The sequence below is a fragment of the Pseudonocardia sp. HH130630-07 genome, assembly GCF_001698125.1.
Classification (GTDB): domain Bacteria; phylum Actinomycetota; class Actinomycetes; order Mycobacteriales; family Pseudonocardiaceae; genus Pseudonocardia.
The window spans coordinates 3,253,255-3,263,636 of record NZ_CP013854.1; the positions used below are offsets into that span (position 1 = coordinate 3,253,255).

Genomic DNA, 10,382 nt, shown 5'->3' on the forward strand with positions numbered 1-10,382 from the left:
CGGTCAGACCCGCTGGACCAGGTCGCGCAGCAGCGAACCCATCCGGGTCGCCGCGGCCTGCCCGGCGTCCAGGACCTCCTGGTGGTCCAGCGGCTGCCCGGACAGTCCGGCGGCCAGGTTCGTGACCAGCGAGATCCCGACGACCTCGCAACCCGCCGCGCGGGCCGCGATCGTCTCCAGGACCGTCGACATGCCCACCAGGTCGGCGCCGAGCGTGCGCAGCATCCGGATCTCGGCCGGGGTCTCGAAGTGCGGACCCGGCAGCCCGGCGTACACGCCCTCGACCAGCGACGGGTCCAGCTCACGGGCGACGGTGCGCAGCCGCGCGGAGTAGGCGTCGGTGAGGTCGACGAAGTGGGCGCCCTGCAGCGGCGAGCGGCCGAGCAGGTTGAGGTGGTCGGCGATCAGCACCGGCTGGCCGACCGAGAGCCCCTCGGTGATCCCGCCCGCCGCGTTGGTGAGCACGACGGTGCGGACCCCGGCGGCGGCCGCGGTCCGGACCCCGTGCACGACCGGGTCGATGCCGTGGCCCTCGTAGAGGTGGGTACGGCCGAGCAGCACCAGCACCCTGCGGTCCCCGATCCGCAGCGAGCGGGCGGTGCCGCCGTGGCCCACCGCGGCGGGCGGGACGAACCCCGGCAGCTCGGCGAGCGGGACCTCCTCGCCGGCACCGAGGACGTCGGCGGCCGGTCGCCAGCCCGAACCGAGCACGACCGCGACGTCGTGGGCCGGGACACCGGTCCGCCGCCCGAGCTCGGCGGCGGCGTCCTGCGCGAGAGTGACGGGATCGGCCATGCCACCACCCTAATCCGGCCCGTCCCGCCCCTCCCCTCCTCTTCCTCCCTTTCCCCACTCATGGAGCTTCAGCACGGTCACACGAGGCCGAAGCTCCATGAGTGGACCCGGCGGCCGGGTGCGGTTCCCCCATGATCGGGGAGGCATCAGCTATAAGGGGTAGCGATGCCAGAGGTACGGAAGCGCTACGACCGGGAGTTCCGTGACGGAGCGGTCCGGGTCGTGGAGGAGACGGGCAAGCCGATCGCCCAGGTCGCCCGTGACCTGGGGGTCAACGAGGGCACGCTGGGCAACTGGGTGGCCCGTGCACGAGAGGCCCGCGAGGACACCGAGGGCCTGTCTCGCGGCGGCGTCGAGGAGCTCAAGCGGCTGCGCGCGGAGAACGCCGAGCTGCGGATGGAGCGTGATGTCCTCAAGCGATCCGTGGTCCTGTGGGTCAAGGAGGCGACGAAGTGAGCGTGGCCCGTTTCATCGCCGACCAGAGGACCTTCCACCGGGTGCCGCACACGCTGGCCTGCGCCCTGTTGGGGGTGTCGATCTCCTGGCTGTACAAGTGGCTCGACCGCGCCGCGCGTTCCGACGGTGGTGCCACCGCGACCGAGAAGCGCCGCTGCGCGTTGGACGCCGCCGTGGCCGTGGCGTTCGACGACGCCCAGCGGCTACACGGCTCACCCCGTCTGCACGCCGACCTGTGTGAGGCCGGATGGCGGGTGTCGGAGAAGACCGTGGCGGACTCGATGCGCCGCCAGGGCCTGGTCGCCCGCCGGATCAAGCGGCACAACGGGCTGACCCGCCAGGACCGCACGGCGCCGAAGTTCCCGGACCTGCTTCGTCGGGGTTTCACTGCGGCCGAGCCGAACCGCAGATGGGTCGGGGACATGACCGAGATCCCCACCGCGGCCGGGAAGTTGTATCTGGCCACGGTGATCGACCTGTACTCGCGGCGGCTGCTCGGCGCGGCCACGGGGCTGCACCCGAACGCCGAGCTGGCGTGTGCGGCGATCCGGATGGCGGTGGCGGCCCGCGGCGGGGCGGACCGAATCGCCGGGGTGATCTTCCACACCGACCGCGGGTCGACCTACACCGCGGGCGCGTTCACCGCTCTGTGTCGGCGGCTCGACATCCGTCAGTCGATGGGCCGGGTCGGGTCGTGTTTCGACAATGCCGCGGCGGAGGCGTTCTTCTCCAGCCTGGAGTGGGAAGTGCTGTCCCGCAACGACTTCGACACCATCAGTAGGGCGCGGGCGGCGGTCATCGACTGGTGTTACGGCTTCTACAACCACCGGCGGCGACACAGTGCCGCCGCCGGGCTCTCACCGATCAACTACGAGAACGCCGCCCTCACCCGAGACGCGGCATAAGAACCCTCCACGATCTCGGGGGAACCGCAGGGTGCGCCCCGCGTACTCATGGAGCTTCGGCCCGGTGGCACGAGGCTGAAGCTCCATGAGTGGGAAAGGGGGCGTGGGGGAGCGGGGGAGTCGGTAGGGTCCTCCGATCGTGCGTGCTGTTGATGATCGTCCGGTGGGGCCGCTGGATCGGGTCGCCCGGGTACTGACCGAGGTCCTCGCTCCGTCCGTGGTCGTCGCGCTGCTCCCGCTCGCGGTGGCGTGGGCGGCGACCGGGGCCGTCCTCCCCACCGTGGGCTGGGGCCTGCTCGTCGCGGCGACCAGCAGCATCCTGCCGATGGCGGTGATCGTCTGGGGCGCCCGTTCCGGGCGGTGGGACGGCCATCACGTGCGCAACCGGGAGGGGCGGCTGATCCCGTTCCTGGTGCTCATCGGGCTCGGTCTGCTCGGCCTCGGCCTGCTCGTGGTGCTGGACGCACCGTGGCTGGTCGTCGCCCTCGACGTGATCATGCTGGTGCTGCTGCTCGCCTCGGCGGCGATCACCGTCGTCTGGAAGGTGTCGATGCACACCGGCGTGGTCGCGGGCGCGACGGTCGTCATGGCCGTCGTCCACGGCCCGTGGTGGTGGGCGGCCGTGCTGCCGGCCGCGGCCGTGGCCTGGTCTCGGGTACGGCTGCGCGATCACACGACGGGCCAGGTCGTCGCCGGTGCGCTGCTGGGCTCGGCCGTCGGGGGACTGTTCGCGCTGCTGGTGTGAGCCCGGTTCAGCCGGTGTTGCGGAAGCCCGCGGCGACGGCGTCGAACAGCCCGGCCGCGGCCCGCTCGTTCTGCCCGGCCGGTGAGGTGAGCTGCAGGACCCAGACGCCGTCCGGCGTGCGGCCGGGGACGATCCGCAGCAGCGTGCTGCGTTCCTGCGGGCCGCTGGTCGTGGTGAGCTCGACCTGGCTGGACCCGTCCGGCCCGGAGGTCACCGGGCCGACGTCGGCGGTGTCGACGCCGAGCAGGTCCGGGGTGAGCGCCCCGGTCACCGCCTCGGTCGACGCCGCGGGCCGGACCGAGAGCTCCTGGCGCCCGTCCGGGCTGACGAAGCGCACCACGACGGCTCCGTCGGCGCCGGGCGAGCGGTACTGCGTCCAGTCGTCGGGGACGGCGACGGAGAACCCGAGCGGGTCCGGGTGCGCGATCCGCGGCGTGCGCTCGGTGGCGACGGTGACCGTGCTCAGCGGCTCCTGACCGGACAGCGCCCGGACCCCGGCGAAGCCGGCCAGCGCACCGGCGAGCACGAGCGCCGCCCCGCCGATGACGAGCGGCACCCCGCCGAGCACGCCGGTGGCCCCGGTGGCCGCCGTCCGGGCCGGGGCCGCCCCGCCCGCGCGCGGTGCCCGCGCGGGCACCGGTGCCGGCATCGGCCGCGGCGGGCCGGGCCGGTGCTGCGGCTCGGGCGGGGCGGGCATCCCGAAGGAGGGGACCGGCCCGGGGTCGGCGGCGAGCGGGGCACCGGCCCGCGCGTTCGTGCCGGTCGCGGTGGGCCCGCCGGGCGGCCGGTGCGGGGCCTGGGGGACCTGCGGGCCCGACGGCGCGGTCGGGGCGGGGACCCTGGCCATGATCGTGGGGACGTCCGGTGAGCCGGGGAACACCGGGTCGTCCGGGTCCGCGAGCAGCGGGCGCAGCCGGGCGCGCGCCTCGTCCAGCGGCATCCGCCCGGACGGCTCCTTCACCATCAGGCCGGCGATGACCTCGGCGATCGGGCCGGTGATCGTCGGGGTCGGCACCGGGCCGTCGACGACCTCGGTGATCGTGCGCACCGGGTCGCCGTCGACGTCGTAGGGCGGGCGGCCCTCGACGGCGGCGTAGAGGGTGGCGCCCAGGCCCCAGAGGTCCGCGGCCGGGGTCACCGGCTGCCCGGCGGCCACCTCCGGCGCGATGTAGGCGGGGGAGCCGAGGACGAGGCCGGCCGAGGTCATCGGCGCGTCCGACTCGTTGCGCGCGATCCCGAAGTCGGTCAGCTTGATCCGGCCGTCGTCGGAGATGAGGACGTTGCCCGGCTTGACGTCGCGGTGCGTGATCCCGGCCCGGTGCGCGGCGCGCAGCGCGGCCGCGGTGCCGAACCCGACGACGCCGGCCTGCGAGACGTCCAGCCGGCCCAGCTCCGAGATCGCCGAGGCCAGGTTCTTCGACGGCACCAGCTCCATGACGACCAGCGGCTCGTCACCGCCGGAGTCGAGCACGTCGAACACGGTGACGACGTTGGGGTGCGACAGCCCGGCCAGCGCCCGGGCCTCGCGCATGATCCGTTCGCGCAGCTCCTGCTTCTCGCCGTGCGGGATCCCGTCCGGGATCTTCAGCTCCTTGAGCGCGACCCGGCGCTGCAGCACGTCGTCGAAACCGGACCACACGGTGCCCATCGCGCCGCTGCCGAGCGGGCCGTCGACGCGGTACCGCCCGGCGATCTGGCGGCGCTGGACCTCGCCTTCGGGAACGGACACGTCGGCGATTGTCCCATCGTCCCCGCGGGGCTCCCGGCCCGGACACCTGCTGTCACAGCCCGTTCGCAGTGCTGACTGTGTGTCATCGTCCCGGTCGGTGCGGGACGCCCGGCGGTCCACCCCGGGGACCGGGCGACCCGGGGCCGGCCGCGCCGTGCGACGGGCGGGCCGCGGCCGCCCGGACCGCCGGTGAACGGCGGAAACGGCCGCTCGTCGCGTTCCCGTCCGCCCGCTCGTCCGGTGTGCTGATTCCGCTGGCAGCACCCCGCCGACCCCTCGCCGCCCCGTGTCGCGAACGGCCGATTTCGACTGGAACACCGCCGGACGGGTGAGCACCATCGGACTCGAGCGGGCACGACCGGACGGCGCCGTGACCGCGTCGCGAGACCTGTCCGGTACTGCCGGAGGAGGAGGACAACGTGACTGCGCTGCAGACTCGCACCGAGCTTCCCGAGATCGTCGACTTCCCCGTCGAGGATCTGGGCGCAGGCACGGGTCCGGCCTGGCTGGAGTCCTGGATGCGGGCGCACAAGGGCGAGATCGTCGGCTGGCGCCGGGCGATCCACGCCCGTCCCGAGCTCGCCCGCCGGGAGCACCTCACCACCGCCCGGGTGACCGAGACGCTGCGCCGGGCCGGGCTGGAACCGTTCACGCCGCCCGGCGGCACCGGCGTCGTCTGCGACATCGGGCACGGCGGCCCGCTGGTCGCCCTGCGCGCCGACATGGACGCGCTGCCGCTGCAGGAGCAGAGCGGGGTGGCGTTCGCGTCGGAGTTCCCCGGCGTGATGCACGCCTGCGGGCACGACGGGCACACCGCGATGCTGCTCGGTGCGGCACTGGCGCTGAACTCGGCGCCGTCCCTGCCGGGGCGGGTCCGGCTGATCTTCCAGCCGGCCGAGGAGGTGCAGCCCGGCGGTGCGCTCGACCTGGTCGAGCAGGGTGTCGCGACGGACGTGCAGCGCATCTTCGCCCTGCACTGCGACCCGCGGCTGGAGGTCGGGCGCCTCGGCACCCGGGTCGGGCCGATCACCTCGGCCTGCGACCTCATCGAGGTGCGGCTGACCTCGACCGGCGGCCACACCTCCCGTCCGCACCTGACCGCGGACCTCGTGCAGGCGCTCGGCCTGCTGGCGACCCAGGTCCCGCTGCTGCTGACCCGGCACGTCGACCCGCGGTCGGGCACCGTGCTGACCTGGGGTGCGGTGCACGCCGGGGAGGCTGCGAACGCCATCCCGCAGTCCGGCCTGCTGCGCGGGACCCTGCGCACCGCTGACCACGCGACGTGGACGGAGCTGGAGACCACCCTGCGCGCGCTGGTCGCCTCGGTCCTGGCGCCGACCGGCGTGGGCTACGTGCTGGACCACGTCCGCGGCGTCCCGCCGGTGGTCAACGACGAGCTCGCCACCGGCATGCTCCGCGAGGCCGCGGTCACCGTCGGCGGGGACGGTGCGGACGCGAGCACCGAGCAGTCCTCCGGTGGCGAGGACTTCGCCTGGTACCTGGAGCACGCCCCGGGTGCGATGGCCCGGCTCGGCGTCTGGTCCGGCAGTGGTCCGAAGCGGGACATCCACCAGCCGACATTCGACCTGGACGAGCGGGCACTCCCGTTCGGTTCCCGGGTGCTCGTGCACGCCGCGCTGGCGGCGCTGGCGGAGGCGAGCTGACGTCGCGGCCCGGGCAGGGCCTCGGCTCTCAGGCCGAGGCGGCCCGGGCGGCGAGGGCGTCGGCGTGGCGTTGCTGGATGCCGGGGAGTTCCCTGGCGAACGAGTTCTCGATGTCCTGGTCGGTGTAGCCGTACTCGAGGGCGGCGTCGCGCAGACGGTCGACGGCGCCGACGATCTCGAGTCGATGTGCCTCGTGCACGGCGATGATCTGCAGGATCTTCTCGTCGAACGCCTGGGCGGCCTCGATCGACACGGGATCGGCCCCGCACGGGGGTTGATCGACGGCCTTCCGGGCGTCGAACAGAGCGACCTGCATCTGGTCGGCCTGGAACTGAAGTGCGTGACGGACCCCGAGGACGTTGTCCTGGTCGATCTGCACGATGAGGCTGTCGGATGCGGTGCCGCGTGGCTCGTGTGCTCGCGTCATACCGGGAAGCTAGGGGACCGGGTCTCCCGCCGAGGCGGAACGAGAGATCGTGGTCACGGGGTGGGCGCGTCAGCCGCCGAGTGTGCGCAGGGTGTCGATCACGTGGGTGGTCAGGTCGGCCGCTTGTCGGCACATTCCTGCGATGGGTGGTCGTTGACCGTCGGCGCCGGCGAGTTCGTAGACGTCCACGTCGATCGTCCGGTCCTGGTTGGCGTCGATGCTGATGGTGCAGGCCCCGAAGACCTCGTCCTCCTGGCGGACGATGCCGTATCCGGCGATCTGGTCGATGGTGCCGTTGCCGATGTCGGCGCCGTGGCCGTTGGTCGCGTCGCGGTCGATGAAGGTCACGCCGTAGCTGGTGCCGTCGTCGAAGTTGTGCCAGGCGCAGCCCCGGCTCCGGGCTCCCTGGGCCCTGGAGACCATGGCGTTCTGCTCGTCGTCCGACGGCTGCGGCCCCCGGGTCTCCAGTTCCGTGGCCTTCGCGGCGGTGAAGCCTTGGCAGGGGTCGAGGCGGTCGACCGCGATGTCCTGCGGCCGGGGCGGGAAGGGCCCGGGTGGTGGTTCCTCGGCTCCGCAGCCCGCCGCCAGCACAGCGGTGACGGCGAGCGTGAGCAGGGCGGACGCGCGGCTCCGGGCCGGTCGTGCCACGTGTTCCTCCGGGGTCGGGCGAGCGGTCACTCTATCCCCGGCACCACCCTCGCCGGACCGTTTCGGCCGGACCCGTGGAGGTTCAGGACGGGGTCCGGCCCAGGTCGCCGGATCGCGATGCACCGAGCAGCGGACGCCCGGCGACCGGGCGCGGCCGGTCGGGCCGTGGCCGCGCTCGCCGCCGGGCCGGTGTGCTCAGCCGATCCGGTGTGCTCAGCCGATCCGGTCGGCTCAGGCGATGCGGACGGCTCAGACGATCCGGCCGTCGAACTCCCCGGCCCGTGCTCCGGCGAGCATCGCGTCGAGCTCACGGGCGGTGAAGACCAGGACCGGGCTGGCGTTGCCCAGCTTCGAGTCGCGGACCCCGACGTGCCCGGGGACGGTGAAGTTGAACTCGAAGCAGCCGCTCGCCCCGCCGTTGGAGAAGCTGGACTTGCTCCAGTCGGTCTCCGCCGCGGACAGCGTCGCCCGGGCCTCGTCGATGCTGGGGGTCTGTTCCATCAGGAGAACCTCTTTCTCGCGCTTCTGAGCAGCTCCGCGGAGGCAGCCGGCTTGTCGGCCTGCACCTGAAGTCGTTCGAAGACCCGACGGTATCTGCGAATGGTGTCGGGCATCTCGTAGTAGCTGCCGCCTTCCAAGTTCTCCACGTACACGGTGCCGGGATCGCCCTCGAAGCCGTCGGTCGGGAAGTCGAGGACCACGAAGGTGCCCTCGACTCCAGCATGCGCTCCGCTGGCGTGGCTGAGTATCTGGATCTCGATGTTGGGCCGCGCGGCGAGCTCGCTCAGGCGATCGAGCTGGGCGGCCAGCACCTCTGGTCCGCCGACCTGCCGATCCAGCGCTGCCTCGTCGATGATCCACCAGATCTGCGGCGCGTCGGGTGCGTCGAGCACGGCTTGGCGAGCCATCCGGAGTTCGACCACGGTGGCGAGTTCTGAGTCGGTCCACGGATGCGCGCCACCGCGGAACACCGCCTCGGTGTACTCCCGGGTCTGGAACAGGCCGGGGACCACCTGGGCGTCGTACCCGCTGATCCGGGCTGCCGCCGACTCCAGGCCGAGATACAGGTCGAACCAGCTCGGTGGGGTCGCGGGCATGCTCCGCCACCAGTCGGTGCCGCGCTTCGCCGCGTCCAGCAGGTCGCGGAAGAACGGGACGCGCTCCGGCCGCCCGTACCAGTTCAGCAGGACTTCCAGGTCGGACGCGGACGGCAGCCGCTCCCCGGTCTCGTAGTGCCGGTAGGCCCCGGCCCCCTTCGCGAGCCGGGCCGCGACCTCGGCCGGTTCCCGGTCGCCGCGCATCCGGGCCAGCTCGATGGCCAGCCATCGGCGAGCGGCGGTCCGCGGTGGTGTCGCCACGGCCGGGTCACCTCCCACGTCCTCGAGCAGCGGTTGCCACAGCAAGGGATCACCCGGTTGCGCCATGCCTGACGGTAGCGCGCTCCCTCTGTAGTGCGCTACTTTCAGGACGCGTTACCGAGACCCTGCAGCTACAGCCTATCGCCGGCTCGCCCGTCCGGGGGCGCGGGCCGCGACGGCGACCGACCCCTGAGCGAGGCGGACATGGACCGACGACCCGACACCCCGGCCGGCGCGACCCCCGGCGGGACCGGCCGCTGCTCCCCGGCGGCCGGTCCCGCCGGGGAGGGCCGGATACGGGCGGTGCCACGGCACCCCCACGATCAGGCGGTGGCCCGGCAGCGATGCCCCCGGCCTGCCGGGCCGCCGTCGCCATCGGGCCCGCGTCCGGCCCGGGCCGCCGTCCGATGAGGAGGGCGGGGCGCCGGGTCGTGGTGACGGCGCTGACCGGGGACCGGCGGATCCTGCGGCAGTGGGAGCTGGACCTGGACCAGGACGGCCGGGTCGCGGTGCCGGAGGGGACGCGGGCGGTGCACGTCACCGACCCCGGGACCGGCCGCCGGGTCCGGGTGCGGTTCGGTGCCGGTGGTACCCGGACGACGGCACCCACCGACCGGAACCGGGTCCGGACCACCGCCTGGTGGGGCCACCGCAGCGCGCCCTGACCATCTGCCGCCCCGTCCCCGCCCCGGCGTCGCTGCACCTGTGCACCTGGACGCTCACGCGTCACGGGGACGCTCGCGGAATCGGGTGAGCACGAAGCGGTCCGGTGAGCGCGGGTCCGGGTCACCGTGCAGGGGTGCACGTGACGGTCGTGTGGGTGCGTCGGGCGAGCCTGCTGTCGTGCTCCGGCGCGGCGTCCGCGCACGTGCCCGGCGTGCCGCACCCCGCGGGTGGGGCGCGGAACGCCGTGGCGGGGTGCGCCGAGGCGGCAGGGGTGCGCCGGTTGCGGGCCGATCTCGTGTCGCGCGCCGTGGGTGGGCGTGCGGCGCGGTGTGTGTGGGCGCGGTGCGCCGACGCGGGGTGCGCCGATGGACCGGAGTGCCTCCGGTGCGGCCGCGCCGTGCCGTGTGGCGCGGGTGCGGCGGCGGGCTCCGGTAGCGGCAGGTGCCGGTGCGCGTGGCCGAGGGCACCGCGTCCGCGGACGGTGCCGGTGCGGGTCAGGTGCCGGGCGAGGACTTGCGGCTCGGACGGCTGCGCAGCTCGTTGACGTAGTCGGCGGGTGCACCGGCGGTCTCGGCCGCGTCGGCGATCACGCCGAGGTAGCGCGCGGAGGGCTCGCCGCCCTCGTAGGCGTTCAGCACGTAGATGAAGGCGAGCACGCTGCCGTCGAGGGTGGCGACCCGCAGCCGCAGCTTCTTGTGCATCCCCAGCTCACCGCCCTCCCAGCGGTCCAGCCTGCGCTCGTCGGGCTCGGGGACGTCGTAGAGCACCACGAAGACCTGCGAGCCGGGCTCCTCCACCACGGTGGAGAGCGCGCCCTCCCAGGTGTAGTCCTCGCCGCCGAACGTCAGCCGCCAGCCCTGGAGCCACCCGGTCCCGGCCGTAGGCGAGTGCGGGGCGCGCTCCTTCATCTGCTCCGGGTCCATGTTCGACCCGTAGGCGGCATACAGCGGCACGTGAGCAGGGTAGACGTCCACCGATCGGGGACCGCG

12 protein-coding genes are annotated in these 10,382 nt (G+C 73.7%); 5 read left to right on the forward strand and 7 right to left on the reverse strand.

The features are described 5' to 3' along the window. Window positions 1-3: 3 nt before the first annotated feature. On the reverse strand, window positions 4-795 hold the full coding sequence (locus AFB00_RS15785; RefSeq protein WP_068797873.1) for a purine-nucleoside phosphorylase: 792 nt from the start codon (window positions 793-795) through the stop codon (window positions 4-6). 165 nt (window positions 796-960) lie between these two features. On the opposite strand from AFB00_RS15785, the gene AFB00_RS15790 reads away from it, so the two are divergent. The 3 genes from AFB00_RS15790 (at window position 961) to AFB00_RS15800 (ending at window position 2,901) form a co-directional block, all read left to right on the forward strand. Continuing rightward, on the forward strand, window positions 961-1,251 hold the full coding sequence (locus AFB00_RS15790; protein WP_060710840.1) for a transposase: 291 nt from the start codon (window positions 961-963) through the stop codon (window positions 1,249-1,251). Continuing rightward, window positions 1,248-2,156 carry an IS3 family transposase gene (locus AFB00_RS15795; RefSeq protein ID WP_060710839.1) on the forward strand — a complete coding sequence of 303 codons (909 nt, stop codon included), beginning with the start codon at window positions 1,248-1,250 and terminating at the stop codon, window positions 2,154-2,156. Before AFB00_RS15790 ends, AFB00_RS15795 begins: the two co-directional genes overlap by 4 nt. Window positions 2,157-2,319: 163 nt before the next feature. Then, window positions 2,320-2,901 (forward strand): hypothetical protein, encoded by a 582-nt coding sequence (locus tag AFB00_RS15800; RefSeq protein WP_068797874.1) that lies wholly within the window; start codon window positions 2,320-2,322, stop codon window positions 2,899-2,901. A gap of 7 nt (window positions 2,902-2,908) precedes the next feature. Here AFB00_RS15800 and AFB00_RS15805 read toward each other — a convergent pair whose 3' ends face one another. After that, window positions 2,909-4,630: a serine/threonine-protein kinase gene (locus AFB00_RS15805; protein WP_231973950.1), complete on the reverse strand. Its 1,722-nt coding sequence runs from the start codon at window positions 4,628-4,630 to the stop codon at window positions 2,909-2,911. A gap of 419 nt (window positions 4,631-5,049) precedes the next feature. Here AFB00_RS15805 and AFB00_RS15810 point away from each other — a divergent pair, with 419 nt between their 5' ends. Continuing rightward, complete coding sequence (locus tag AFB00_RS15810) at window positions 5,050-6,294, forward strand: amidohydrolase (protein ID WP_231973951.1); 1,245 nt, start codon at window positions 5,050-5,052, stop codon at window positions 6,292-6,294. Window positions 6,295-6,322: 28 nt separating this feature from the next. Here AFB00_RS15810 and AFB00_RS15815 read toward each other — a convergent pair whose 3' ends face one another. From AFB00_RS15815 to AFB00_RS15830, 4 genes are all read right to left on the reverse strand, one after another. Next, window positions 6,323-6,721, reverse strand: coding sequence for a hypothetical protein (locus tag AFB00_RS15815; protein ID WP_156819555.1), 399 nt, complete (start codon window positions 6,719-6,721; stop codon window positions 6,323-6,325). Window positions 6,722-6,790: 69 nt separating this feature from the next. After that, window positions 6,791-7,369, reverse strand: coding sequence for a DUF3558 family protein (locus AFB00_RS15820; RefSeq protein WP_068797877.1), 579 nt, complete (start codon window positions 7,367-7,369; stop codon window positions 6,791-6,793). Window positions 7,370-7,618: 249 nt separating this feature from the next. Then, window positions 7,619-7,870, reverse strand: a complete 252-nt coding sequence (locus AFB00_RS15825; RefSeq protein WP_068797878.1) for a DUF397 domain-containing protein — start codon at window positions 7,868-7,870, stop codon at window positions 7,619-7,621. Further along, entirely contained in the window at window positions 7,870-8,793 is a 924-nt protein-coding gene (locus AFB00_RS15830) for a DUF5753 domain-containing protein (protein WP_231973952.1), read from the reverse strand. The genes AFB00_RS15825 and AFB00_RS15830 overlap by 1 nt, the downstream gene beginning before the upstream one ends. A 278-nt stretch (window positions 8,794-9,071) precedes the next feature. Between AFB00_RS15830 and AFB00_RS15835 the strand changes: the two genes are divergently transcribed. Further along, window positions 9,072-9,392 carry a hypothetical protein gene (locus tag AFB00_RS15835; RefSeq protein WP_068797879.1) on the forward strand — a complete coding sequence of 107 codons (321 nt, stop codon included), beginning with the start codon at window positions 9,072-9,074 and terminating at the stop codon, window positions 9,390-9,392. Window positions 9,393-9,887: 495 nt separating this feature from the next. Here the strand turns inward: AFB00_RS15835 and AFB00_RS15840 are convergent, their stop codons facing one another. After that, entirely contained in the window at window positions 9,888-10,346 is a 459-nt protein-coding gene (locus AFB00_RS15840) for a gamma-glutamylcyclotransferase (RefSeq protein ID WP_068797880.1), read from the reverse strand. Window positions 10,347-10,382 lie beyond the last annotated feature (36 nt).